This window comes from Enterobacter quasiroggenkampii (assembly GCF_043972695.1).
Taxonomy (GTDB): domain Bacteria; phylum Pseudomonadota; class Gammaproteobacteria; order Enterobacterales; family Enterobacteriaceae; genus Enterobacter; species Enterobacter quasiroggenkampii.
The window spans coordinates 4,406,103-4,431,536 of the sequence record NZ_CP143745.1; the positions used below are offsets into that span (position 1 = coordinate 4,406,103).

The following is a 25,434-nucleotide window of genomic DNA, read 5'->3' on the forward strand; positions in this document are numbered from 1 at the left end:
CTCAGGACAGCATAAACGCCACGGCATCCGCAGCATGGATAGCGGTGGTATCAAATACCGGGAGAGGGCTTCGCTCAACGGGTACCATTAAACCAATCTCCGTGCAGCCAAAGATCACCCCTTCGGCCCCCTGAAGCGCGAGTTTCTCGATGACGCTAACGTAGAAGGCGCGGGAGGTTTCGCTGAAGGTGCCGAGACAGAGCTCGTCAAAGATAATCTGATTGATGCGCGCCCGGTCTTCTTCTTCCGGGATCAGACTTTCGATCCCAAACTCGCTGTGTAAGCGCCCGCGATAGAAATCCTGCTCCATGGTGTAGCGTGTGCCCAGCAGCGCTACGCGGCGCATCCCGGATGCCGCAATTGCGCGCCCGGTCGCATCAGCAATATGCAGGAACGGCAGCGAGCAGCGGTTCTCAATATGTGATGCCACCTTGTGCATGGTATTGGTACACAGCACTATCCCCTCGGCGCCGGCCCGCTCAAGCCCGAGCGCCGCCAGGGCCAGGATCTCCCCGGCTTTATCCCACTCGCCGCTCGACTGGCAGGCTTCGATTTCATGGAAATCCACGCTGTGCAGGAGCAGGCTCGCGGAGTGCAGACCACCCAGACGCTGCTTCACCCCTTCGTTAATCAGGCGATAATAAGGGATTGTCGATTCCCAGCTCATTCCACCTAACAGGCCGATCGTTTTCATCATCCCTCCTTTCCGTTGATTTCTTCTTTTAACATAACCGATGCCAATAAAAAAAGGCGCTCTGTTCAGCGCCTTGTTAAACCAATATCGGTTATCGCCTGCATACGCTGGAATACGTAGACTGGCAATACGATCACACGCCGATGTTTCGCAGCTTCTCCCCGGCCATCAGCTTGCGCTCGATGTGTTCCAGCGTCACGCCTTTAGTCTCCGGGATCAGCCAGAACGTGATGCCAATAAACGCCACGTTCAGCACCGTATAGAGCCAGAACGTTCCCGCTGCGCCAATCGCGTCCAGCAGCGTCAGGAACGTCGCGCCGATGATCATGTTCGACACCCAGTTGGTGGTCGTGGAGCAGGTGATGCCAAAGTCACGGCATTTTAGCGGCTGGATTTCGGAGCACAGGATCCACACTACGGGCGCGGCGCTCATCGCGTAGCCTGCGATACACATCATGGTCATCCCGACAGAAAGCCAGGAAAGTCCGCTGGAGGCCGTGCCGTTATCAAACTGCATCAGGCAGTAGCCGAGGATCAGCGTGCCGAGCGCCATCACGCTGAAGCCAATTTTCAGCGCCGGCTTGCGGCCCGCCTTGTCCACGGTGAATACGGCAATAAAGGTGGCGAACATGAAGGTCAGCCCGACCACCAGGGTGGCGATCATCTGCTGTTCCGTGGTGGTGAACCCGGCCATTTTGAAAATGCGCGGCGCGTAGTACATGATGATGTTCATGCCGGTGAACTGCTGCATCGCCTGCAGCAGCATGCCGAGGAAGACCGCCCGGCGCACGTTGCGGTTGGTTTTAAACAGCGCCCAGCCCCCCTGCTTGAGCTTCAGGCTTTCGCGGATCTCGTTCAGTTCTTCGCGGGCTTTTTCGGAGGTATCGCGCAGCATGCGCAGCACCTCTTCTGCCTCCACGTGGCGCCCTTTTTGCGCCAGCCAGCGCGGGCTGTTCGGCAGGAAAATCACTAAGACAATCAACACCACCGCTGGCAGCGCCAGCACGCCGAGCATTGCGCGCCAGTTGCCGCTGTAGCTGAAGTACGTGTCAGACAGGAACGCCAGCACAATACCCAGCGTGACCATCAGCTGGTACATGCTGATCATCTTCCCGCGCACGTTCTCACTCGCCATTTCGGAGAGATAAAGCGGTGCCGTATAGGAGGCAATCCCCACCGCCACGCCCAGCAGCACGCGGGAAAGCAGCAGAACCTCAACGTTTGCGGCAAACGCGGAGCCAATGGAGCCGGCGACAAACAGAATCGCCCCGGCCATCAGGCTGTATTTGCGCCCCAGACGAAACGAGAGCCAGCCGTTGAACAGCGCGCCGATGGCCGCGCCCAGCATCATGCTGCTCACCACCCACTCCTGCAGGCGGCTGCTCAGGGTAAAGTGATCGGTAATAAACGGTAATGCACCGGCAATGACGCCAATATCCAGTCCAAATAACAGGCCCGCCACGGCAGCGGCAATGGAGACAAACTGATTCATGCGCCGGGTATCGCGCAGCGCAGCGGGCATTAGGGTAGAGTCATTTATAGATGTCATATTTTTCCTGCCTCAACAGCAAAATTCGTTAAATGAAATTACGAGATAGTGAAGAAAAGTGTCAGGCGGGAATTCGTGAAGATATGGATTATTTCGCTATGGCATCACGATCTGTGATGGACATTACAATTTCAACTAATGCTGAAATCGCACCGTTTTTTATTAATTACCTAATATTTAAGCGATAAAACTGTGATACGCGTCATTTATGAATTTTCAGTATGGATTTTTCATCTTATGTCATATGGATAATGGCAATTTTTAGCCAAAAAAAACCTCCACCCGAGGGCAGAGGTTCGTCATGCAGGTGGAATTAACGTGCCAGCCAGCCGCCATCAACCGCCACGGTGTAGCCGTTGATATAGTCCGATGCCGACGAGGCCAGAAAGACCACCGGCCCCATCAGATCGCGCGGAAGACCCCAGCGCCCCGCAGGAATACGGTCGAGGATTTCCGCGCTACGCTGCTCGTCTGCGCGCAGCTGCTGGGTGTTATTGGTCGCCATGTAACCCGGCGCAATCGCATTCACATTGATGTTGTGTTTCGCCCACTCGTTTGCCAGCAGGCGGGTTACGCCCATTACGGCGCTTTTGGACGCGGTGTAAGACGGCACGCGGATACCGCCCTGGAACGAGAGCATGGAGGCAATATTCACGATCTTGCCGCCGTTCCCCTGCGCGATAAAGTGCTTTGCCGCCGCCTGAGACATGAAAAATACGCTCTTGATGTTCAAATCCATCACGTCATCCCAGTCGCGTTCGCTGAAGTTGATCGCATCTTCACGGCGAATCAGCCCGGCGTTGTTGACCAGAATGTCGATATGGCCGAATTCCGCCACCGCGCGATCCAGCAGTTCAGGAATGGCATCGATTTTACGCAGGTCGGCGGTCAGGCTCAGGAAACGGCGACCCAGCGCCGTCACGCGTTCGATGGTTTCCGTCGGTTCAACGATATTAATCCCGACGATATCGCAGCCCGCTTCCGCCAGGCCTAACGCCATCCCCTGACCCAGCCCGGTATCACATCCGGAAACCACCGCCACTTTCCCCTGCAGAGAGAATGCATCCAGAATCATGTTTATTCCTTACTCTTTCAGAGCCTGTCACTCACAGGCAGGTTTATGCTTCACTGCCCGCGACTAGCGCAGATCGCTGACCGCAACATGGTCCATATCATCAAAGACCTGGTTTTCGCCCACCATTCCCCAGATAAAGGTGTAGGCTTTTGTCCCAACGCCGGAGTGAATAGACCAGCTCGGCGAAATCACCGCCTGCTCGTTGTGCATCACGATATGGCGCGTTTCCTGCGGCTGTCCCATCATGTGGAACACGCAGGCGTCCTCATCCATGTTGAAGTAGAAGTAGACTTCCATCCGGCGCTCGTGGGTATGGCACGGCATGGTGTTCCACAGATTCCCTGGCGCAAGCTCGGTCAACCCCATGCTGAGCTGACAGGTCTCCAGCACGTCCGGCACGAAGTATTTATTGATGGTGCGGCGGTTGCTGGTGAGGTTGTCGCCCAGCGTCACGGGCGCGACGTCTGCCGTGGTCACTTTTTTGGTTGGACAGGTGGTGTGAGCCGGCGCGCAGTTGTAGTAAAACTTCGCAGGCTTGCTGGCGTCGATGCTGGCAAAGACCACGTCTTTCGCCCCTTTACCTACGTACAGTGCCTCGCGATGGCCAATCTCATAGCACTGTCCGTCTACGGTGATGGTGCCCGGCCCGCCGATGTTGATCACCCCCAGCTCGCGACGCTCGAGGAAATAATTCACGCCCAGCTGTTTACCGACCTCGCCGCCCACGGAGACGGTTTTCGTGACGGGCATAATGCCGCCCACAATAATGCGGTCGATATGGCTGTAAACCATGGTGTACCTGTCGGCCTCGAATATCTGCTCGACTAAAAATGCCTTGCGCAGCCCCTGAGTATCCAGCGTTTTGGCGTGCGCGCTGTGGATGCTTTCTCTGACGTCCACGGTAACCTCCAGATGTGGTCATGCCCGAAGGCGGGAAGTAAAACGAAACAGCGTTCCGTTTTTCATAATAAGCACATACTATCGGCATAAAGTGAGCTTTTCAATTACATTTAAAACAACGTTTCATTTTTTATTTTTGTTTATAACGGAAATGATGTTCGGATCACAATTAAACCGACGGGAGAAAAAGGGCACAAAAAAACCTCCCGGAGGAGGTCTTTTCAATGAGGAAAGGTTAGCGTTCGATGGCCAACGCCACCCCTTGCCCGCCGCCGATACAGAGCGTGGCAATCCCTTTGCGGGCATTGCGCTTTTTCATTTCGTGGACCAGCGAAACCAGGATCCGGCAGCCTGACGCCCCAATCGGGTGCCCCAGCGCGATCGCCCCACCGTTCACGTTAACCCGCAGCGGATCCCACTCCAGCATTTTTCCGACGGAGATCGCCTGTGCGGCATAGGCTTCGTTCACTTCGATCAGATCCACATCAGAAAGCTGCCACCCCGCACGCTCCAGACAGCGACGGGTGGCGTAGACCGGCGCGATCCCCATTAGCGCAGGATCAACCCCCACGCTGGCGAATGCCTTAATGCGGGCAAGCACGGGTAGATCGAGTTCGAGGGCTTTGCTTTCGCTCATCATCATGACGGCGGCAGCGCCGTCGTTAATGGAAGAGGCGTTTCCCGCCGTCACCGAGCCCTGCATTTCAAAAGCAGGATTCAGCCTGGCCAGCCCTTCAGCGCTGGCGTCGGTGCGCGGCTGTTCATCGGTATCCACAACCATCACCTCGCCGTTCTGACGCAGCGCGCTGACCGGGACAATTTCGTCGCGAAAACGACCGGAATCAATCGCCGCACGCGCTTTTTGCTGCGAGCTCAGCGCATAGGCGTCCTGCACCTCACGGCTGATACCGTACTCGCGCGCCAGATTTTCCGCCGTCACACCCATATGATAGTCATTGAAGGCATCCCACAGGCCGTCATGCACCAGGCTGTCGAGCAGCTGACTGTTGCCCAGCTGTGCGCCAGTGCGGCTGTCGGTCAACACGTGCGGCGCGCGGCTCATATTCTCCTGCCCGCCCGCAATGATCACGTCCGCCTCACCACACTGAATGGCCTGCGTCGCGAGATGCAGCGCTTTTAATCCTGAACCACAGACGTCGTTGATGGTGATGGCGGAGACGGTATTGGGCAGCCCGCCCTTCAGCGCCGCCTGACGCGCAGGGTTTTGCCCGGCACCGGCCGTGAGGACCTGTCCCAGAATCACCTCGTCAACTTCATGTGCTGCGATCCCGCTACGTTCCACCAGCGCTTTCACCACCACGCTCCCCAGGTCAACCGCCGAGTGACGCGCAAGCGCTCCCTGAAAACAGCCGATAGCTGTACGCAACGCACCCACTATTACGACATCTTTCATCACGACCTCTGTGTTAAATGACATGACGATAGTAGAGGATTGTTACTGGCAATTATCTTAATTGTTTAAAAATAGTGAGTTTAATCACAAGGATCAGCGTGCATCCTGCAGATACTGCCGCAGCCAGCTTCCGGCAACGCCGGGAGGGGATCGTTTATTCCACAGTAGATCGATGCCGATCGCCCGCGGCCAGCCGGGAACATTGAGCTGTACCAGGGATTTCGCGGCGGCAAACTCATCCACCAGCGCGCACGGCAAGACGCACCAGCCAAATCCCTGTACCGCCATACTCAAGAGTAACAGGTAATTCGGGGCTGACCAGACGGGCCCGCGCGCGATCTCCGCCTCGCGCTCAAGATAGGTGCTCAGCCGCAACTCTCGCCAGCCGTGCAGCTCGTCACGCTGAACGTCATGTTGTCCGGCGAGCGGATGCGTGGTCGCGACATAGATCGCCATGCGGGTCTGCATCGGCAGCCGGATAGCGCCGATATCCGTAGGATAACCGTCTCGCGCTTCGGTGAGGCCAATCTGCGCGCGCTCCTTTTGCAGCAGATCGATCACGTCCTCCTCCTCGCCAATCAGACATTCGAATTCCGTATGGGGAAAGCGCGCGTCAAACTGTTTCATCATCTCTTCCAGCACGTCCGGGTTGAGGGTATCGGAAAGGACAAACGTCAGACGCGCCTCCGTTTGCGCCGATAGCGACACCGCCAGCTCATCCAGCCGCGTGCTGGCGGCGAGAATAGCCTGCACATAGCCCAGCACCTGTTCCCCCTGGGCCGTTAACACCGGCTGGCGTGCCGAGCGGTCAAACAGCTCGAAGCCCAGATCGGCTTCAAGGTTGGCAATGGACGTGCTGACCGTCGACTGGCTTTTACGCAGCCGGCGTGCGGCCGCAGAGAAAGAGCCTGCCGCAACGGTCTCGACAAACGCGGTAAGGGCTTCGGGTGAATAGCGCATAACCTATCTACTTTAGCGATGGATACTATCTTTAATATATCAGCTTTAGCGATGAAAATAGGCCACATCAACGCCCATACCGGCGAATTAACGAGGTCTATCGCTATGCAACATCAGGATGCACTCCAACGTAAACTGCCGGAGCGGATCTTTCATGCTGTCTGTTTTGAAGGGATCGCGACGGCGATCCTCGCCCCTACGGCGGCGTGGCTCATGCAGCGTTCCGTGGTGGAAATGGGTGGGTTGACCATTATTCTGGCGACCACCGCCATGCTGTGGAACATTATTTATAACTTCGGCTTCGACCGTTTCTGGCCCGTTCAGCGCGTCAAACGTACGGCAAAAGTGCGTGCGTTGCATGCGCTGGGGTTCGAATGCGGGTTTATTGTGATTGGCGTGTCGATTGTCGCCGCCGTGCTGGGCGTCACCCTGCTGCAGGCATTCACACTGGAAATAGGTTTCTTCCTGTTCTTCCTGCCGTACACCATGTTCTATAACTGGGCGTACGATTGCCTCCGCGAGAAATTTCTTAAGCGCCGCCAGCAACGACGCGCCCTGGCAGGCTAAACGCCTTCTGGCCGGACGTCCGTTCCGGCCAAACGCCTTCGAAGCAACTGCGCTCTCCGTGCATAACTATGGTAAATTGCACTCCATTCTGATGGTTTGATAGTTGATACGTTGCTCTAATGTCGAAAATTTGGTCAAAAGATGAGACTCTCTGGAGTTTCGCTCTCTACGGCACGGCCGTGGGCGCAGGAACGCTCTTCCTGCCCATTCAGCTGGGCTCCGCAGGCGCAATCGTCCTGTTTATTACCGCCCTCGTGGCCTATCCCTTAACCTACTGGCCGCACAAAGCGCTGGCGCAATTTATCCTCTCGTCAAAAACGAAAGGCAACGAAGGGATCACCGGCGCCGTTTCGCACTATTACGGCCGGAAGATCGGCAACCTGATCACCACGCTCTATTTCATCGCCTTCTTTGTGGTGGTGCAGATTTATGCGGTGGCCATCACCAACTCGTTAACCGAGCAGTTGGGAAAACACCTGACGGTAGATACCGCCGTTCGCGTGCTGGTCAGCCTGGGCGTGGTGCTGGTCCTGAATCTGATCTTCCTGATGGGACGGCATATCACGATAAAAGTGATGGGCTTCCTGGTGTTTCCGCTGATTGCCTATTTCCTGTTTGTCTCGCTCTATCTGATCGGCAGCTGGCAGCCCTCGCTGCTGACCAGCCAGATGGCCGTCGATCGCCACACGCTGCACCAGGTCTGGATTTCGATTCCGGTGATGGTGTTTGCGTTCAGCCATACGCCGATTATCTCCACGTTTGCCGTTGATCGTCGCGAGAAATTTGGCGACGGCGCCATGGATAAATGCAAGAAAATCATGAAGGTGGCGTACCTGATTATCTGCCTGAGCGTGCTGTTCTTTGTCTTCAGCTGCCTGCTCTCTATTCCGCCGTCGTACATTGTGGCCGCCAAAGAGGAAGGGGTGACGATCCTGTCCGCGTTGTCGATGATGCCTTCTTCACCGGCGTGGCTGGGAATTTCCGGGATTGTCGTGGCGATAATTGCGATGTCGAAATCGTTCCTCGGCACCTATTTTGGGGTGATTGAAGGGGCGACGGAGATCGTGAAGTCGTCGCTGAATCAGGTGGGCGTGAAAAAGAGCCGCGCCTTTAACCGCGCGATTTCCATTATGGGGGTGTCGTTAATCACCTTTGCCGTCTGCTGCATTAACCCTAACGCCATTTCGATGATTTACGCCATCAGCGGTCCGCTTATCGCCATGATCCTGTTTATCATGCCGACGCTGTCGACGTATCTCATCCCCTCCCTGAAACCGTACCGCTCCATTGGCAACCTGCTGACGCTGATCGTCGGGGTGCTGTGCGTGTCGGTAATGTTCGTCGGCTAACCCCTCTTTGATGCCCGGCGCTCTGTCGGGCATGTCATTCAGTCTCGTCCCGTAACGTCCAGCGGAAAAGGTCTGTCCTGCACCACCGTTTTCATGACAAGCGTTGAGCGAAGATGCTGCACGCCAGGCATGGCGGAAAGCTTCTCGTCATAGAGCTTCTGGAAAGCGGAGAGGTCGCGGGTCACAACGTGCATCAGATAATCGGGATCGCCAAAGAGACGCTGCGCCAGCACGATCTGCGGGATCTCCTCCACCGCCTCTTCAAACGCGCTAACCGCCTTTCGGTCCCCTTCTTTCAGCGTCGCAAAGACGATCGCCAGGAAGTTAAACCCCATTTTGGCGGGATCCAGGCTGGCACGGTATCCCGTTATGGCCCCGCTTTGCTCCAGCGCCCGCACGCGACGATGGCAGGGTGAGAGGCTCAGATTAACCCGCTCAGCCAGCTCGGTAAGCGACAGGCGTCCATCAGACTGGAGCGCTGCAAGAATTTTTCGATCGATGCTGTCCATTTGGAAGATTTTCTCAATTTCACCGTGTTATGAGCATAACATTGAAAGCCTATTTCGCAGGGTTAACGATATTCTTTTTCGCAACGTTTAACGCACTGCGGGAGTTTTCAGAACGATGGAAATGAGTATTGTGGCCGGCTTTTGGGTGGTTTCGTTTCTGCTCATCATGACGCCAGGCGCCGACTGGGCCTACGCCATTAGCGCCGGGATTAACGGGCGACGCGTGGTACCGGCGGTGCTGGGGCTGATGTCAGGGCATCTGTTAGCCACGCTCATTGTCGTGGCTGGCGTGGGGGTCGTGATTGCTCAACATCCGCTGGCGTTAACCGGGCTGACCCTCGCGGGGGCCGCGTATCTCCTGTGGCTCGGCATCGGACTGTTGCGTCACCCTGCCGCCCCGGAAAAGGCGAGCCACCACGCGGGAAACTGGCGACAGTGGGCGGTGAAAGGGCTCTGTATTAGCGGCCTAAACCCGAAAGTGTTTTTGCTGTTCCTGGCCCTGCTCCCGCAGTTTACAGACCCGACCGGGAGCTGGTCGTTAGCAATGCAGATGTCCACGCTTGGGATGATGCACCTTATCACCTGTACGCTGGTCTATCTGCTGGTGGGGTATGGTTCGAAAGCGGTGCTGGCGACCCGGCCACAGGCGGCGCGGCGCGTGAGCATGGCATCTGGAGGGATAATGGTGCTAATCGCGATGGTATTGCTGCTTGAGCAGGTAAGATAAAAAAACACCGGCCATCGCCGGTGTTATTTACGCCCGAATATCGTCATATTCCCGCGTTTTATCAAACTCATGTTTCGCGAACGGACACAGCGGAATAATTTTGCGGTTCTCACCGCGCATCTTCTCCACCACTTTCGCCACCAGCTGTTTACCGACGCCCTGCCCTTTCAGGCTCTCATCCACATCGGTGTGCTCGATAATGCTCAGGTGCTCGCCGGTCGGCACGAAGACAATCTCCGCGACCTGGTTGCCGTTCGCATCATTCACGTAAAACTTGTTATGGCCTTCCAGAATATCCATGGTTCCTCGCTTATTTTTGGCGATACTTCAGCGCACCGCTCGGGCAGGTATCAATCACGCGGACAACCGTTTCAACGTCCACTTCATCGGGAATAATCCACGGTTTACGTTTCAGATTAAACAGCTTTGCGCTGCCACGCACGCAGTTACCGGAGTGTTTGCAGATCCCGGTGTTGAAGTAAACGTCAATTTTCTCGCCGGTATAGGCCCGGTAACCTGCATCCAGTAGCTCTTTATCCATGACATTGCCTCTGTAATTATTATCGTGCTGAATGAAGAATAGCCTGACGGGATCCTGATGGCTATAACGCCGAAAACGAAAAGCCAGGTCACAACTCTTTTCTTGCCAGATTGCGTCCGCTATTTGCCCATGTCAGGCTCGGCAAATGTCACTTTTACATAACATCCGCAGGTTGAATGAAACGCAGACTCTCTTTTCAGGTAAAGCTGTTTTTAGCGCTGGTGTGCTTCTCCTGCCTGCTGTTAGTTCTGCTGGGAACGATCCTGTTTCATTTTATTGACCGGCAGCTCCATCACGATCTCGGCCAGCGTGCCCGGGTTCAGGCCAGCCAGATCGCGCTGATGCCGGGTCTGGCGGCCATGGTTGCGGCCAGAGATATCCCCGGCATTGCCCGGTTAATCCAGCCGCTGCGCGCCGAAAGCGATGCCAGCTACATTGTGATTGGCGATACCGAGGAACAGCACCTCTATCATTCGGAATCCCCGGAGCGGATTAATTTACCGATGATCGGCGGAGATAATGCGGAGGTATTAAAGGGCAAAACCATTATTTCCGTGCGCCAGGGCGGGATTGGGGTTTCACTGCGCAGCAAAGCGCCGATCTTTAACGCGCAGCACCAGGTGATTGGTATTGTCTCGGTCGGCTATCTGACCTCCTATATTGCCAATATTAACGCCCGCATTCTCTGGCAGTCCGGGCTGTACGGCGCGGCTCTTCTGCTGCTGCTGTTTATGTTCTCCTGGCTGTTTACCCGCAATCTCAAAAAACAGATGTTCCGACTGGAGCCGAAAGATATCGCTCAGCTGGTTTTGCAGCAGCGCGCGCTATTAGAAGCCATGTATGAAGGGGTATTTGCCGTCAATGAAGAGAAGCAGCTGATTTTAATTAACCGCGCCGCACGAGAAATGCTGGATATCCGGCAAAGTGAGAAAGAGCTTATCGGCAAACCGCTGGAAGACGTTCTGCAGACGTCGCCGGGCTTTTTATCCCAGCGCTACGCCTCGGTGAGCAGTGGCAGCCACGACCAGATTGCCGTGCTGAACCAGCGGGAGGTAATCGTCAACCGGGTGGCGATTGAGGTCGAACCCGGCGTTGAAAGCGGCTGGGTCTACAGCTTTCGCGACAAAAATGACATCAACACCCTCAGCAGCCAGCTCAGTCAGATCAAGCGCTATGCCGATAACCTGCGCATTATGCGCCACGAGCAACTGAACTGGACCGCCACGCTGGTGGGCTTGCTGCAGATGAAACACTATGACGAGGCGATTCGTTACATCCAGGTGCAGTCCGAAGGCGCGCAGCGGGTGCTGGACTTTGTCTCCGCCCGTTTTTCCTCTCCCGCGCTGTGTGGTCTGCTGTTAGGAAAATACGTCAGCGCGCGCGAAAAAGGCATCGAATTGCTGTTTGACCCCGCCTGCCAGCTCACCCGCATGCCCGCCACGCTCAACGAAACGGAGCTGATGTCCATTATTGGTAACCTGCTGGATAACGCGGTGGACGCGACCCTTAAGGCTCCGGTCCCCGCGCCGGTGGAACTCTACATTTCTGACCGTAACCAGGAGCTGCTGATCGAGGTGGCCGACCGGGGCTGCGGGGTGGAGGATGCGATGAAGCCGCATATTTTCCGCCAGGGATTCAGCAGCAAACCGGAACGTGAAAACGACATTGTGGGCACCGAGCACGGTATTGGCCTGTATCTGGTGGCAGGATATATCGATAAGGCTGGCGGCAGCATTGAGATTGCCGACAACACGCCACAAGGGACTATTTTTTCTGTGTTTATTCCGAATGGGCTAAAGCATGACCCGAGCACTTGATGTTGTGATCGTTGAAGATGAGCCGCACCTGGCGGAGCTGCATCGCGAGTATATCGAGCAGAATTTTCATTTACGCGTGGTGGGCATCGCCGCGTCGATTGAGCAGGCATGTCGCCTGATTCGTCAGCACCAGCCGCGGCTAATCCTGCTGGACAACTATCTTCCGGACGGTAAAGGCGTGGAGCTCATCGATAACCCGCTGCTGAAAAGCTATGAGTGTTCGGTGATCTTCATCACCGCCGCCAGCGATATGCAGACCTGCAGCCACGCCATGCGCAGCGGCGCGTTTGACTACCTCATCAAGCCCGTCTTTTTCCAGCGACTGCACGCTTCGCTGGAGCGGTTTATGCGCTTCATCCACACCGTGCAGCAGGTGAAGGTGGTCGACCAGCATGCGCTGGATCGCCTGTTTCATCTGCCTGCCGCGGAAGCCTCCGTTACGCCGTCCACAAAGGGCATTGAGCCCCAGACGCTGGAGCGGATTAAACGCCTGTTCGCCGAGCATCCCGATAGTGCGATGTCGGTTGAGGAGGTGGTGGAAAACGTGGGGATCAGCAAAACCACGGGGCGCCGCTATCTTGAATACTGCGTGGAGAGCGGGTTAATCAGCGTTGAAATGCTGTACGGCAATATTGGTCATCCTCGCCGGTTATACCGCAAAGCCCCCGATAAACCGTGATCCGCAACCGTTCGTTGGCTAACGTTCGCGGATTTTATGGTGTTAATTGCTGAAACGACGGCGACAATCACACTTCGGAATCATTGCCCTCGCCTCCCTATTGTCGGAGGCGCGCTTTACGCTATGTTGACAATTAGTTCCTCAAATGTAACTAAAAGGTTAACTATAATGTCGAACACGTTCCGAATTTCTCTGCTTACCGCTACCGTCCTGTTCTCTGCTTCTGCACTCTCTGCCCTGCCGCAGGGTTATCCTGCTGAGTATCAAAAAGTGGTTGATGCCGCCACGAAAGAGGGCAAGGTTGTCATCTATTCCACCACCGACATCAAAGCTGCCGGTCCGCTGATCCAGGGCTTCGAAAAAACCTACCCGGGCATTAAAGTCGAATACAACGACATGAACAGCACCGAGTTGTACAACCGTTTCATCAGCGAACAGGCTTCCGGCGGCGTGAGCGGCGACGTGGTCTGGAGCTCCTCGATGGACACCGGCCTGAAGCTCGCCACCGACTACGCCATGGAGTACAAATCTCCGGAGCAAAGCCAGCTGCCGAAATGGGCGGTCTGGAAAGATAAGGCCTACGGCACCACCTATGAGCCGGTGGTCTTTATCTACAACAAGCGTCTGATCCCGGCTGGTGACGTGCCGGATTCTCACGCCGCGCTGGCGAAGCTGATTGCCAGCCAGACGGACAAATTCAAGAACAAAGTCACCACCTACGATATCGAAAAATCGGGTCTGGGCTTTATGCTCTCGGTGCAGGATCACAACGCCGATCCGAACTACTTTAAGACCCTGGCCGACGTCGCCAAAGGGGGCCTGTCGGTGCAGTCGTCTACCGGCACCATGATGGAGCGCGTCTCCTCCGGTGAAAACCTGATCGGCTTCAACATCCTCGGTTCCTATGCGGAAGCGCGTGCGAAGAACGATCCGTCACTCGGCATTGCCTATCCGAAAGATTACACCCTGGTGCTGTCGCGCGTGTCGTTCATCAGCCAGCAATCGCAAAACAGCAATGCCGCGAAGCTGTGGCTGGACTATGTGCTGTCTGAACAAGGGCAAAACATTCTGGCCAATCAGGCGGACATCCCCTCCATTCGTAACGATATCGAAGGCAAGAACGATATCGACGGCCTGACCAAAATCCTCGGCAACGCGCTGAAGCCGATCCCGGTTGATGAAACGCTGCTGGAATACCTGCAGCCGAAAAAACGCCTCGAGTACATCAAAGAGTGGCGTACCGCCGCCGGTAAATAAGCGTCTGAGCGCGGCGCTGGCCGCCGCGCTCCCTTATCGACTGAGTTCGTTTTTCTGGGCTGCAATACCAGGGATACCCCATGAATACATTACGCAGAAAGTGGCAAAGCCTGCCGCGAGGCATCGTCGTGCTGATAACCGCCCTGGTTATCTACACGCCGCTGTCGTTTATCGTGATCCAGAGCTTCCTGTCCGCGCCGTTCTTTTCGCCGTCAAAAGAGTGGAGCTTTGAATCATTTGATTTTATTTTCACCGACCCCGATTTTTATAAAGCCCTGAAAAGCGGCTTTATTCTGGCTTTCGGGCTGGTCTTTATCTCTATCCCGCTGGGTGGCGTGCTGGCGTTTCTGATGGTGCGTACCGACCTGCCCGGTCGCCGGCTGATTGAGCCGCTGATCCTGGTCCCGATTTTCGTTTCACCGATGGTGCTGGGCTTCGGCTACGTGGTGGCCGCCGGTCCGGTGGGTTTTCTCTCCCAGTGGGCTGAGGCGCTGATTGGCTTTGTGCCGTGGAACATCTACGACATGTCGAGCATTGTGGTCATTGCCGGCCTGACGCACGTCCCGCACGCCTATCTGTATATCTCGTCAGCGCTGCGCAGCGTGGGCTCCGACGTGGAAGAAGCCGCGCGCACCGCGGGCGCGTCGCCATGGCAGGTGATGACCTCCGTCAGCCTGCCGATGGTGCGCCCGTCCATTCTGTACGCCACCGTGCTGCTGTTCTTCCTCGGGCTGGAGGTGTTCGGCCTGATGCTGGTCCTCGGCGACCCGGAAGGCAACATGGTGCTGGCGACCTATCTCTATAAGCTGACGAACAAGATGGGTACCCCATCCTATAACCTGATGGCGGCGGTTGCCGTGGTGCTGATCTGTATCACCATCCCGCTGGTGATGCTCCAGCGTCGCCTGATGCGCACCGCCAACCGCTTCGTCACCATGAAGGGCAAGGCCTCGCAGGCCCGCGCGCTACCGCTGGGTAAATGGCGCTGGGTGGCTGGCGGGGTGATTGCCTTCTGGCTCACCGTCACCATCGGCGTTCCGCTGCTCGGCGTGGTGCTGCGCGCCTTTATCTCCAACTGGGGCGTGGGCGTTTCGCTGTGGGACGAGCTTTCTCTGAATACCTTCCGCACCATCTGGGCGCAGCCCAACCTGCTGCGCGCCATCGTCAACTCCATGGCGATTGGCGTCATTGGCGGCGCGCTGGCCGTGGTGTGCTACCTGTTTGTCGGTATTGCCATGCACCGTAAGCCGGACAACACCACGCGTTTCCTGGACTACAGCGTGCTGGTGCCGCGCGCCGTGCCTGGCCTGCTGGCGGGTCTGGCCTTCCTGTGGGTGTTCCTGTTCCTGCCGATGTGGCTGGATAACTCGCTGAAATCCGGCTGGCTTTCCGGGTTTGCCTGGACCGACTGGATGCGTGAAAACGTCATCGTCTGGCTGCGTTCGCTGCGCAGCACCATTTTCAGCGTCTGGCTGGCCTATACCGTGGTGTGGATGGCTTACGGGCTGAGGCTCATCTCTTCCACGCTGCTGCAGGTAGGGCCAGAGCTTGAAGAGGCGGCGCGCAGTACCGGGGCGACGCGCGGACAGATCACCCGCCACGTCACCATTCCGCTCTCCCGCTACGGTCTGATCGGTTCGTGGCTGCTGATGTTCCTGATCTTTGAACGCGAATATTCAACGGGTGTGTACCTGCTTTCGCCCGGCACGGAGACCATCGGCTCGATGCTGGTTTCCCTCTGGGCCGCGGGTGCCATTGATATCGTGGCGGCGCTCTCTTTCATTAACATCCTGCTTGTCGTGGTAGGTCTGGGCATTGCCCTTCGTTTCGGAGTGAAAATACATGATTGAATTAGCGGTTGACGATCTGCACTTAACCTACGGCGACAATCCTGTTTTAAAAGGTGTCTCCATGAACCTGAAGCGCGGCGAAGTGGTCTCCCTGTTAGGCCCCTCCGGCAGCGGCAAAACCACCCTGCTCCGCGCCGTCGCGGGTCTGGAAAAACCGACTCAGGGCTCGATTGTGATTGGCAACAGTAAAGTTTACGACGGCACGCCGCGCAGTGAGGTCCCGGCGGAAGAGCGTAACCTGGGGCTGGTATTCCAGTCCTACGCCCTGTGGCCGCACAAAACCGTGTTTGAGAACGTGGCCTATCCGCTCAAGCTGCGCAAAGTCCCGGCCAAAGAGATCCAGCAGCGCGTGCAAGACGTGCTGGACCAGCTTGGCCTGGGCCATCTTGGCAAACGTCACCCGCACCAGCTCTCCGGTGGGCAGCAGCAGCGCGTGGCGATTGGCCGTGCGCTGGTGTACAACCCGCCGGTGATTTTGCTGGACGAGCCGCTCTCTAACCTCGACGCCAAGCTGCGCGAAGAGGCCCGCGTGTTCCTGCGCGAGCTGATTATCAAGCTCGGGTTATCCGCGCTGATGGTGACGCACGACCAGAACGAAGCGATGTCCATATCCGACCGCATCCTGCTGCTTAACAACGGCAAAATTGAGCAACAGGGCACGCCGCAGGAGATGTACGGCTCGCCGAAAACGCTGTTTACCGCTGAGTTTATGGGCAGCAACAACCGCCTGCACGGCAAGGTCACCGAAGTGCGCGACGGCAGAGCGCGCATCGAGGGGAAAGGCTGGGTGCTGTGGGGCCAGGCCGGTGAAGGGGTGCAGAGCGGTAAAGAAGCCACGGCGGTGATCCGCGTCGAGCGCGTGGCGGTGGTCGAGGGGCCAGGGGAAAATCAGCTTGAGCTGCCGCTGCTCACCAGCATGTACCTCGGCGACCGCTGGGAATACCTGTTCCGCACGGTGGGGGATGATTTTGTGATCCGTGCGTATGGGCATGAGGTTCGGGATCCGCAGCACTGCCATCTTTCGCTGCCGGAGAAGCATGTTTGGGTGTTCCCGAAAGGGTGATGAGTCAATAATTAATCTGCCATGGCCCGGTAGCGATTCGCTTACCGGGTCTACAAAACAAAGAAATGGGCAGATGCCAGGATAGATGGCGCTAGCCATTATTGTTAAGGCATTCTGACTAAAATAGCCAACTGACACTTCTTTCCGTCCGTACGTATAACGGGTTAAGACTCCATATCAAAATGTTATCACAGAGCATATAAAGAAAATTTATGCGTCATATCCAGCATTTTTGAAAACTGATTGAACATGCTCCGTCAGTCCAACAAGATCTTCATAGGCGATTGGGCCAAAATCAGGATAATGGTTTTCAATATACTCGTTAACATCTTCCATACCTTCACTGACTCTGAGATTCTTAACAAATGTAGGCAAAATACGATGATTAACACCAGTACCATACTCTTTCGGATGATGGGTCATACACCACTCAACTTTACCTTTATATGATTGAATCGCATCTTCCAGTAAGGCGATAACTTCTGGAACCTCTTTTTCAAAACGAAAACTGGTATAAGGAGGATACTTAGAGCGATCAATTTTTTCAAAATGGTCATTTATCCATTCATCTTCAATACGGCTCTGATAATGTAACCACTCCAGTTTTCCAAGAGAACCAATGAAGTCCAACAAGATTGTTTCTTTCTTACCTATCGGAAACATTATTTTACCCCTGTAATTTATCAGAGATCGTAACACTTCCCTGATTTATAGATTTGATATGTTTTTCCCAATCTCCTTTAGGAATTGGTTTTAAGGACACTCTTGGATCGTAAACATACTGACCATCGGTATAAACCTGATGGAATGCTTGTTCATGTACAATTTTTCCATTTTCATACACATTTAAGTTGTACTGAGTCGTCGGCCTTGCTTCAATAATTTTCCCGTGCCCGCCAGCTGCATTGAGAAGTTTAGGTGCGATATCTGAGCAATCCGTACAATCTGTATTGCCTATCCAGGCAATAAACTTAGGTTCGTTCATTTTTTCAATAACACTCTGATTGGCTGGATAACCGGGATTTTCAGGGCGAACATTTTCAAGACCGGGGATCTTCTCGTTCTGATAGAAAAGATCATCCAGTGAAGGAGAATCCGGAACCGGCGTAGTTGTCGTCCAGCCATTATTGTTTGACGCTCCATCACCGTTGGTGTTACCAGTATGATTTATCCCTCCGGTTGCTACGCTATTATTCCCTGTGTTGGAGGGCACGTTTCCAGTTACAGTCTGGTCGCCACCAGTGTTTGATGGTCCCGGTTTGATGACCTGCGTACCACCAGTACTGGTGATCGTCTTACCTGTCAGGGACTCATAGGCCGCTTTCTGAGCATTATTTAACTGACTGAGCTGGGAAGGATCATTGAGCGAGGCCACATAGATCAGATGCAACTGCTCATCTTATGACAATGTATCCATTGCTGATGTGGATGCACCAATGCCCAGTAAAGCACCCAGACCACTAGCAACCAGGCGATCACGGCAAGCAGAAATTTTCAGACATCCCTGTGCAGCCAGTTTACCGCCCTGTATAACGACACCCAGCGAGTTATTCTCAACCTCCACCTTCGCCGTTTCCGACGCCGTCGCCGCCATGGAGACACTGCCATCCGTCACAGCAGCGCCCGCCAGACCACCTGCAATACTCACGAGGCTACTGACCAGCCGTTTCTCCTCTGCTGTCAGGTCACTGGATTTTTTATCTCCATACAGCGCGCTGACCAGATGGTCAGTCATCGCCGAGGCCGTAATGGCTCCTATGGCACCAGCCTTCAGGCCATCAGCACTGCTCCCGCCACTCAGCTGCGTCAGCGCCGCAGCCACAATACCGTGCAGCGCGGCACGGGCTGTCGGGTCTTTCTGCTCCTTGACCAGGGTCGCCAGAAGAGGAGCCGCCCCCGCTGCCGCGCCTGCCTTCAGGTTACCGCCAAGCGCACCTGCCAGTAATCCCGCCGCTGCGCTACCCTTCGTCCAGAAGGCACTCTCCGGACCGTACTCGGTATTCTCATATCCGGGCTGCGTCTTCAGGAACGCTTCCTGCTCCTGCGGCGTATCGCCCTGCAGTTTTCCTTCAGATGCCAGTTTCGCGCCCAGCGTCGCATTGGATTCACGCGCTTTCTGCTCCGCATACTTGCCATAAGCATCCAGCGCAGAAGTGGCCAGCGCCGCGCCTTCGCTCTGAACCGCCAGGTTATCCCTGACCTTCTGCACATCACCGTTCACGTCCACGCCGTGGTGGGCGTCAGCCGTATCACGGCTCAGGTCAGCAATATCCTGTTTCTGTCCCGCCGGGTTGCGAATGACAATGCTACCGCCACTCACCGCTGATGAGGTCGTGCCGGTGTGGCTCCCTTTTGCCTGGCCGTACCGATGGCCGGTGCCAGGTTGCGGTTTTCACCGTTTCCGCTGCCACCCGCGCTGCCGGAAAGCGCCACCGTGTAGCCGTTGCCGCTGGTCTGGCTCTCGTTATGGAGATTACTGAAACCCAGCGTACCGGTGTCGAGGCTATTTTTATCTGCAGACGCCGTGGATGCAATCACCGCGCCGTCAAGCTGGGTATGATTTCCGGTGGTGACGGCAAAGCCGCCCTTGCCTGCGAATATCCCGCTCTGTTCAGCGACGCTCTTACCATTCTGGGTGATATTCTCACCGATGCACTGACGCTACCGGAAGAAGCACCATAACACAGTGGCGGTATGCACAGACTGAGGGACGCGCCTGACGAAGACTGCTTGCTGTCATAACTGGCTGTATCCTGCACGCTGCTGATGGTGAGATCGCGTCCGGTATTCACCACCACACCGTTACCTTCGAGCTCCGCACCTTTCAGGATGGTGTCGCGTCCGCTGTTCACCGTAAGCTGTTCATCAGCATGGACAACGCTGTTCGTATTGCGCTGTGACTGGCTGTTTTCCTTCCCCTTATGCTGTGACGCTCCCAGCTCCACCGAGATGCCGTTTTGTGCACCAATCAGGCTCACACCGACACCAACGCTGAACTGGCTACCGCTGTTTTTACTCTCAGAGAGGGTTGTGTTCTGGGAGGCAGACAACAGAATATCGCGCCCCGCATCCAGCGCCACGTGTTTACCCGCGATCTGTACCCCAATACCGGCAATGTCATTTCCGGCACGAACAGAGACATTCTCGCCGGCATTAATGGTGGTGCCCTGCGTGTCGGTACTGTGGTAACGACTGTCCTGAGAGGACGTCCCCGCCGTTAAAGACACTTTAGCCTTGATGAGCGACGAGTCCGACATAGCGCCCTGCGCCGCGGGCAGCCGTCTCTGCGGCTTTAGCAGCCTCAACAGCCCAGCCGCCAGCAGATGCCGTCACACCATTCTGGGCGCTGCTGCTGTGGTTTTCACCGTCGCGGGTATCCCGGCTCACCCCCATGAGGACATTTTCGCCACTGAGTGAGACCGATTTACCGGCACGGATATCCGTACCTGACAGGGAGAGATCGTTACCGGCCTGCGCGACAAGGGTCTGCCGGGTTTTTGGGGAGATTAAGGTCGCACCGGAAAGGGTAATGGTATGAATGGTGAAACAGGGTCCGGAGCCGGTAACCGGCAGCGGTCTGGCGGGCGCAGCGCGAGGAATACTCCGCTCCAGCTCTTCACGCTGTTGCTGGTTCTTTAATAACAGTTCCTCCTGCTGCTGACGCACTGTGTCCCGGTCAGCAGGAGTAAGGGGGCTGCATGGCTCAGAGAGCAAAAAATAACGAGCAAAAAAAACGGTTTTGCTGTAATAGCGCATATTAAAGGATAATAGTTTTTGTTTTCCTCAGTATGCCAGCTCTGGCGCAATAGGGAATAGTCTCAAAAAGAGGGCTACTATAATTGGTAGTAATATTTGCGTTACGTTTCAAAAAACCGTTATGACGAAGTGCGTCATATCGGAATTTTTTATTATTGCCTGATTGTTTCTTCTTTCAAAAAATTTTAACCACCCCTTCCAATAGTTAGATATAAACATCAGCTAGCAGCGCAGATTAAATTATCCGTTGCATTCATCGTGCTGCAAATTCTGATGACACCTGATAACTCAGTGCTGAATATGGAGGCATGCGTGATAACTTCGTTGAAGCGATCAAACAACAGCATGACGATACCTGGATGGAAAAGGATAGGCTGGTTAAAAAATAGACAGAGGAGGATAACATCAAGAAAATCTGGAGCGGGCGAAGGGAATCGAACCCTCGTATAGAGCTTGGGAAGCTCTCGTTCTACCATTGAACTACGCCCGCTTTGAGGTGCGTAAGGCATTATAGACTTTACGCACCTTCATACAAGCCTCTTCACAACTAACCGGCGATTAAATAATCACTTAGCACTTCGGTTTGCTGCCGGGCGCAGGAAGATAGCGCTGCGGATCGATGGCCGTCGCCTTATAGCGAATCTGGAAATGCAGCTTCACTGAATCCGTACCGGTGCTGCCCATGGTGGCAATCTTCTGCCCGGCTTTGACGTTCTGCCCGTTGTTGACCAGCATCGTGTCGTTGTGCGCATAGGCCGTGATGTAGTCTTCGCCATGCTTAATCATGATCAGGTTACCGTAGCCGCGCAGCTGGTTACCCACATAAACCACCTTCCCGGCACCGGAGGCATAAACCGGCGTACCGCGCGCAGCGGCGATATCAATACCCTTGTTGCCACCTTCAGAGAGTGAGTAAGGGGCGACCACTTTACCGCTGGCAGGCCAAATCCAGCAGCGCTGTCCAACCGGCGGCCATGACGATTGTGGCACCTGATAGGACGGCGTCACTTTGGCGGTTTTGCCTTTCGAAGAGGATTTTTTACCGGAGGACGATCCGCCGCTAACCTTCAGCTGCTGCCCCACCTCGATGGTGTAGGGCGGAGAAAGGTTATTCAGACGCGCCAGATCCTTCACGCTGGTTCCCGTTGCGCGCGAAATCCGGTACAGGGTGTCCCCGCGTTTGACGGTGTAGACCGAACCGGAATAGCTTCCCGTATCCGAAGATTTGCTCCCTGAACAGCCCGCCAGTAATAGCGTCAGCGTCAGGCAAAAAATAGCGGTAAGGGGTTTTCTCGTCAGGCTTCCTGCAAACAAAACAGATCCTCGGTCAGCGTGAATGGCGCACTATGATAACAGCCAAAACGAACAGGGGTCATGCCCTTTTCCGCTCTACGAGCCAAACCGTTCGTATAAGAATGCAGTATAATGCTTCGGCTGATGGTGCTGAACCACTCGGCATTTTGGCACTGGAGCATCAATGAGTATTCAAGAACACGTTATTTTGGTAAACGACCAGGGAATGGTGATTGGCACTCAGGAAAAATATGCCGCGCACACGTTACATACCCCGCTGCATCTGGCGTTCTCTTCCTGGCTTTTTAACACAAAAGGCGAATGTCTGATCACCCGACGCGCCTTAAGCAAAAAAGCCTGGCCCGGCGTCTGGACCAACTCCGTGTGCGGCCACCCGCAGTCGGGTGAAGAGACAGTCCAGGCGATAATCCGCCGCTGCCGCTTTGAAGTGGGCGCGGAGCTGACCGATATCACCGCCGTCGCCCCTGAATTTCGCTATCGGGAAACCGACCCGTCCGGGATCGTGGAAAACGAAATTTGCCCGGTGTTCGCCGCCCGCATCACCAATGACGTGACGATAAACGAAGATGAAGTGATGGACTATCAGTGGGTTGAGCTTGATGCGCTATTCCGTGCGCTGGACGCGACGCCCTGGGCCTTTAGCCCGTGGATGGTCATGGAAGCGACGACCGCCCGCGAAAAACTTAAAGCCTTCGCGGCGCAATAAAAAAGCCCCTTTCGGGGCTTTTTTTACATCTTAACGTCTTACTTCACCGGGCGCATCGCCGGGAACAGGATCACGTCGCGGATGGTGTGGCTGTTGGTGAACAGCATCACCATACGGTCGATACCAATCCCCAGACCTGCCGTTGGTGGCAGGCCGTGCTCCAGCGCGGTCACGTAGTCTTCGTCGAAGAACATCGCTTCGTCGTCGCCTGCCGCTTTCGCATCAACCTGATCCTGGAAGCGCTGAGCCTGGTCTTCCGCATCGTTCAGCTCGCTAAAGCCGTTGCCGATTTCACGGCCGCCGATGAAGAATTCGAAGCGGTCAGTGATTTCAGGGTTCTGGTCATTACGACGCGCCAGCGGAGAGACTTCAGCCGGGTACTCGGTAATGAAGGTCGGCTGAATCAGGTGCGCTTCGGCCACTTCTTCGAAGATCTCGGTCACGATACGGCCCAGACCCCAGCTCTTCTCAACCTTGATACCGATGCTTTCGGCGATCGCTTTCGCAGAATCGAAGTTATCCAGATCGGCCATGTTGGTTTCCGGACGGTACTTCTTGATCGCTTCGCGCATGGTCAGTTTTTCGAACGGCTTGCCGAAGTCGAAGACTTCTTCACCGTAAGGAACCTGCGTGGTGCCCAGAATATCCTGCGCCAGCGTGCGGAACAGGGATTCGGTCAGCTCGATCAGATCTTTGTAATCCGCATACGCCATATAGAGTTCCATCATGGTGAACTCTGGGTTATGACGAACGGAGATCCCTTCATTACGGAAGTTACGGTTGATCTCGAACACGCGGTCAAAACCACCAACCACCAGACGCTTCAGGTACAGTTCCGGCGCGATACGCAGGTACATGTCCAGGTCCAGGGCGTTGTGATGGGTGATGAACGGACGCGCAGACGCGCCGCCAGGGATCACCTGCATCATCGGGGTTTCCACTTCCATAAAGTCGCGGTTGACCATGAACTGGCGGATACCGGCCATGATCTGGGAGCGAATTTTGAAGGTCTTGCGGGATTCATCGTTAGAGATGAGATCCAGGTAGCGCTGACGATAGCGCGCTTCCTGATCCTGCAGGCCGTGGAATTTGTCCGGCAGCGGGCGCAGGGCTTTGGTCAGCAGACGCAGCTCGGTGCAGTGGATAGACAGTTCACCGGTTTTGGTTTTGAACAGTTTACCTTTTGCGCCCAAGATATCGCCCAGGTCCCACTTCTTGAACTGCTCGTTGTAGATGCCTTCCGGCAGATCGTCACGGGAAACGTACAGCTGGATACGGCCGCCAACGTCCTGCAGGGTCACGAAGGAGGCTTTACCCATGATACGACGGGTCATCATGCGGCCCGCAACGGCCACTTCAACGTTCAGCGCTTCCAGCTCTTCGTTCTCTTTCGCGTCGAAGTCAGCGTGCAGTTGGTCTGAGGTGTGGTCACGACGAAAATCGTTCGGGAACGGCACGCCCTGCTCGCGCAGCGCTGCCAGCTTCTCGCGGCGGGTTTTCAGTTCGTTGTTAAGATCGACTACCGCGTCAGCGCCCTGTGCTTGTTGTTCAGACATGTTGGTTCCTCATAACCCTGCTTTCAAACTTGCTTCGATAAATTGGTCCAGGCTGCCGTCCAGCACCGCCTGCGTGTTGCGGGTTTCAACCCCGGTACGCAGGTCTTTGATGCGGGAGTCATCAAGGACGTAAGAACGGATCTGGCTGCCCCAGCCGATGTCAGACTTGTTGTCTTCCATCGCCTGTTTCTCAGCATTTTTCTTCTGCATCTCCAGCTCATAAAGCTTCGCTTTCATCTGCTTCATGGCCTGGTCTTTGTTCTTATGCTGGGAACGGTCGTTCTGGCATTGCGTTACCAGCCCGGTTGGAATGTGGGTAATACGCACCGCCGATTCCGTACGGTTAACGTGCTGGCCGCCCGCGCCGGATGCGCGATAAACGTCGATACGCAGGTCCGCCGGGTTAATTTCGATATCGATATCTTCATCAACTTCCGGGTAAACAAACGCGGAGCTGAAGGAGGTATGACGACGGCCGCCGGAGTCGAACGGGCTCTTACGCACCAGGCGGTGAACGCCGGTTTCAGTACGCAGCCAGCCGTAGGCGTAATCACCGATGATCTTGATGGTGACGGATTTAATACCGGCCACTTCACCTTCAGACTCTTCGATAATTTCAGTTTTGAAGCCGCGCGCTTCTGCCCAACGCAGGTACATGCGCATCAGCATGCTGGCCCAGTCCTGCGCTTCGGTACCGCCAGAACCTGCCTGAATATCGAGATAGCAGTCAGCGCTGTCGTATTCGCCGGAGAACATGCGACGGAATTCAAGCTGCGCCAGCTTCTCTTCCAGCACATCGAGTTCTGCTACGGCTTCGTTAAAGGTTTCTTCGTCGTCGGCTTCGACGGCCAGCTCCAGCAAACCGGAAACATCTTCCAGCCCCTGGGCCATTTGATCCAGCGTATCTACGATAGCTTCGAGAGAGGAACGCTCTTTACCCAGCGCCTGTGCGCGTTCAGGTTCGTTCCAGACGTCCGGCTGTTCCAGCTCGGCGTTTACTTCTTCAAGACGCTCTTTCTTGGCATCGTAGTCAAAGATACCCCCTAAGAACGTCAGAGCGCTCCGTGAGGTCCTGAATACGGTTTTTTACCGGATTAATTTCAAACATGGTCTGTTTTCTTTTATGGACTTGTCAAAATGCGGTGATAAGA

Annotated in this window: 27 protein-coding genes and 1 tRNA gene; 9 read left to right on the plus strand and 19 right to left on the minus strand. The window is 55.4% G+C overall.

All coding sequences use genetic code 11. The features are described 5' to 3' along the window. Position 1 precedes the first annotated feature (1 nt). The 6 genes from V1572_RS20965 to V1572_RS20990 form a co-directional block, all read right to left on the minus strand. Positions 2–694 carry an aspartate/glutamate racemase gene (locus V1572_RS20965; protein ID WP_395300003.1) on the minus strand — a complete coding sequence of 231 codons (693 nt, stop codon included), beginning with the start codon at positions 692–694 and terminating at the stop codon, positions 2–4. 133 nt (positions 695–827) lie between these two features. Continuing rightward, the gene (locus tag V1572_RS20970) at positions 828–2,243 is read right to left on the minus strand and encodes a sugar porter family MFS transporter (RefSeq protein ID WP_262789941.1); all 1,416 of its coding nucleotides are present in this window, start codon (positions 2,241–2,243) and stop codon (positions 828–830) included. Between the two features lie 313 nt (positions 2,244–2,556). Then, the gene (gene kduD / locus V1572_RS20975; protein ID WP_048224726.1) at positions 2,557–3,318 is read right to left on the minus strand and encodes a 2-dehydro-3-deoxy-D-gluconate 5-dehydrogenase KduD; all 762 of its coding nucleotides are present in this window, start codon (positions 3,316–3,318) and stop codon (positions 2,557–2,559) included. 63 nt (positions 3,319–3,381) lie between these two features. After that, positions 3,382–4,218 carry a 5-dehydro-4-deoxy-D-glucuronate isomerase gene (kduI, locus tag V1572_RS20980; RefSeq protein ID WP_045909902.1) on the minus strand — a complete coding sequence of 279 codons (837 nt, stop codon included), beginning with the start codon at positions 4,216–4,218 and terminating at the stop codon, positions 3,382–3,384. Positions 4,219–4,453: 235 nt separating this feature from the next. After that, a complete protein-coding gene (locus tag V1572_RS20985; protein ID WP_045415627.1) occupies positions 4,454–5,632 on the minus strand; it encodes an acetyl-CoA C-acetyltransferase in 1,179 nt (392 codons plus the stop codon). Positions 5,633–5,725: 93 nt separating this feature from the next. Then, on the minus strand, positions 5,726–6,592 hold the full coding sequence (locus V1572_RS20990; protein WP_048029146.1) for a LysR family transcriptional regulator: 867 nt from the start codon (positions 6,590–6,592) through the stop codon (positions 5,726–5,728). Positions 6,593–6,697: 105 nt separating this feature from the next. Here V1572_RS20990 and V1572_RS20995 point away from each other — a divergent pair, with 105 nt between their 5' ends. Together V1572_RS20995 and V1572_RS21000 are read left to right on the plus strand one after the other, a co-directional pair. Next, positions 6,698–7,159, plus strand: coding sequence for a multidrug/biocide efflux PACE transporter (locus V1572_RS20995; protein WP_023333288.1), 462 nt, complete (start codon positions 6,698–6,700; stop codon positions 7,157–7,159). Between the two features lie 119 nt (positions 7,160–7,278). Continuing rightward, positions 7,279–8,508, plus strand: a complete 1,230-nt coding sequence (locus tag V1572_RS21000) for an amino acid permease (protein ID WP_045909904.1) — start codon at positions 7,279–7,281, stop codon at positions 8,506–8,508. 38 nt (positions 8,509–8,546) lie between these two features. Here V1572_RS21000 and V1572_RS21005 read toward each other — a convergent pair whose 3' ends face one another. Continuing rightward, positions 8,547–9,017, minus strand: coding sequence for an Lrp/AsnC family transcriptional regulator (locus V1572_RS21005; RefSeq protein ID WP_008499685.1), 471 nt, complete (start codon positions 9,015–9,017; stop codon positions 8,547–8,549). Positions 9,018–9,132: 115 nt separating this feature from the next. On the opposite strand from V1572_RS21005, the gene V1572_RS21010 reads away from it, so the two are divergent. Next, complete coding sequence (locus tag V1572_RS21010) at positions 9,133–9,744, plus strand: LysE family translocator (protein ID WP_048029141.1); 612 nt, start codon at positions 9,133–9,135, stop codon at positions 9,742–9,744. Positions 9,745–9,771: 27 nt separating this feature from the next. Here V1572_RS21010 and V1572_RS21015 read toward each other — a convergent pair whose 3' ends face one another. Then, a complete protein-coding gene (locus V1572_RS21015) occupies positions 9,772–10,044 on the minus strand; it encodes a GNAT family N-acetyltransferase (protein WP_008499687.1) in 273 nt (90 codons plus the stop codon). A 10-nt stretch (positions 10,045–10,054) separates the two neighbouring features. Then, the gene (gene yjdI / locus V1572_RS21020; protein ID WP_008499689.1) at positions 10,055–10,285 is read right to left on the minus strand and encodes a 4Fe-4S mono-cluster protein YjdI; all 231 of its coding nucleotides are present in this window, start codon (positions 10,283–10,285) and stop codon (positions 10,055–10,057) included. A gap of 176 nt (positions 10,286–10,461) precedes the next feature. On the opposite strand from yjdI, the gene V1572_RS21025 reads away from it, so the two are divergent. The 5 genes from V1572_RS21025 (at position 10,462) to V1572_RS21045 (ending at position 16,951) form a co-directional block, all read left to right on the plus strand. Further along, positions 10,462–12,102 (plus strand): ATP-binding protein, encoded by a 1,641-nt coding sequence (locus V1572_RS21025; protein WP_196346598.1) that lies wholly within the window; start codon positions 10,462–10,464, stop codon positions 12,100–12,102. Further along, on the plus strand, positions 12,086–12,781 hold the full coding sequence (locus tag V1572_RS21030; RefSeq protein WP_032638033.1) for a response regulator: 696 nt from the start codon (positions 12,086–12,088) through the stop codon (positions 12,779–12,781). Before V1572_RS21025 ends, V1572_RS21030 begins: the two co-directional genes overlap by 17 nt. A gap of 168 nt (positions 12,782–12,949) precedes the next feature. Further along, entirely contained in the window at positions 12,950–14,038 is a 1,089-nt protein-coding gene (locus V1572_RS21035; protein ID WP_045909906.1) for an ABC transporter substrate-binding protein, read from the plus strand. Positions 14,039–14,118: 80 nt separating this feature from the next. Next, positions 14,119–15,888 (plus strand): ABC transporter permease, encoded by a 1,770-nt coding sequence (locus V1572_RS21040; RefSeq protein ID WP_008499693.1) that lies wholly within the window; start codon positions 14,119–14,121, stop codon positions 15,886–15,888. Next, positions 15,881–16,951, plus strand: a complete 1,071-nt coding sequence (locus V1572_RS21045; RefSeq protein WP_045909907.1) for an ABC transporter ATP-binding protein — start codon at positions 15,881–15,883, stop codon at positions 16,949–16,951. The genes V1572_RS21040 and V1572_RS21045 overlap by 8 nt, the downstream gene beginning before the upstream one ends. Positions 16,952–17,161: 210 nt before the next feature. Here the strand turns inward: V1572_RS21045 and V1572_RS21050 are convergent, their stop codons facing one another. The 8 genes from V1572_RS21050 to actS all read right to left on the minus strand — a co-directional run bounded on the left by V1572_RS21050 (position 17,162) and on the right by actS (position 22,021). After that, the gene (locus tag V1572_RS21050; RefSeq protein WP_008499695.1) at positions 17,162–17,614 is read right to left on the minus strand and encodes a hypothetical protein; all 453 of its coding nucleotides are present in this window, start codon (positions 17,612–17,614) and stop codon (positions 17,162–17,164) included. A 4-nt stretch (positions 17,615–17,618) separates the two neighbouring features. After that, on the minus strand, positions 17,619–18,341 hold the full coding sequence (locus V1572_RS21055) for an adhesin (protein ID WP_254783046.1): 723 nt from the start codon (positions 18,339–18,341) through the stop codon (positions 17,619–17,621). A 9-nt stretch (positions 18,342–18,350) separates the two neighbouring features. After that, on the minus strand, positions 18,351–19,271 hold the full coding sequence (locus V1572_RS21060; protein ID WP_045909908.1) for a VENN motif pre-toxin domain-containing protein: 921 nt from the start codon (positions 19,269–19,271) through the stop codon (positions 18,351–18,353). Further along, entirely contained in the window at positions 19,268–19,489 is a 222-nt protein-coding gene (locus V1572_RS21065) for a hypothetical protein (protein ID WP_045909909.1), read from the minus strand. The genes V1572_RS21060 and V1572_RS21065 overlap by 4 nt, the downstream gene beginning before the upstream one ends. After that, the gene (locus V1572_RS21070) at positions 19,486–20,208 is read right to left on the minus strand and encodes a hemagglutinin repeat-containing protein (RefSeq protein ID WP_082087755.1); all 723 of its coding nucleotides are present in this window, start codon (positions 20,206–20,208) and stop codon (positions 19,486–19,488) included. Before V1572_RS21070 ends, V1572_RS21065 begins: the two co-directional genes overlap by 4 nt. After that, positions 20,180–20,617, minus strand: coding sequence for a hemagglutinin repeat-containing protein (locus tag V1572_RS21075; RefSeq protein ID WP_175481436.1), 438 nt, complete (start codon positions 20,615–20,617; stop codon positions 20,180–20,182). The genes V1572_RS21070 and V1572_RS21075 overlap by 29 nt, the downstream gene beginning before the upstream one ends. Positions 20,618–21,123: 506 nt before the next feature. Further along, a tRNA-Gly gene (locus V1572_RS21080) sits at positions 21,124–21,197 on the minus strand. Between the two features lie 80 nt (positions 21,198–21,277). After that, on the minus strand, positions 21,278–22,021 hold the full coding sequence (gene actS / locus V1572_RS21085; RefSeq protein WP_023294504.1) for an amidase activator ActS: 744 nt from the start codon (positions 22,019–22,021) through the stop codon (positions 21,278–21,280). 163 nt (positions 22,022–22,184) lie between these two features. On the opposite strand from actS, the gene idi reads away from it, so the two are divergent. Beyond that, positions 22,185–22,727 carry an isopentenyl-diphosphate Delta-isomerase gene (idi, locus tag V1572_RS21090; protein ID WP_395299558.1) on the plus strand — a complete coding sequence of 181 codons (543 nt, stop codon included), beginning with the start codon at positions 22,185–22,187 and terminating at the stop codon, positions 22,725–22,727. A 38-nt stretch (positions 22,728–22,765) separates the two neighbouring features. Here idi and lysS read toward each other — a convergent pair whose 3' ends face one another. Then, on the minus strand, positions 22,766–24,283 hold the full coding sequence (gene lysS, locus V1572_RS21095) for a lysine--tRNA ligase (protein WP_021242046.1): 1,518 nt from the start codon (positions 24,281–24,283) through the stop codon (positions 22,766–22,768). 9 nt (positions 24,284–24,292) lie between these two features. Continuing rightward, positions 24,293–25,391, minus strand: a protein-coding gene (gene prfB, locus V1572_RS21100) for a peptide chain release factor 2 (RefSeq protein WP_095908218.1) whose coding sequence is annotated in 2 segments (ribosomal slippage) — positions 24,293–25,315 and positions 25,317–25,391 — 1,098 coding nt in all. Because the reading frame shifts where the segments join, the coding sequence is not laid out codon by codon here. Positions 25,392–25,434: the final 43 nt, after the last annotated feature.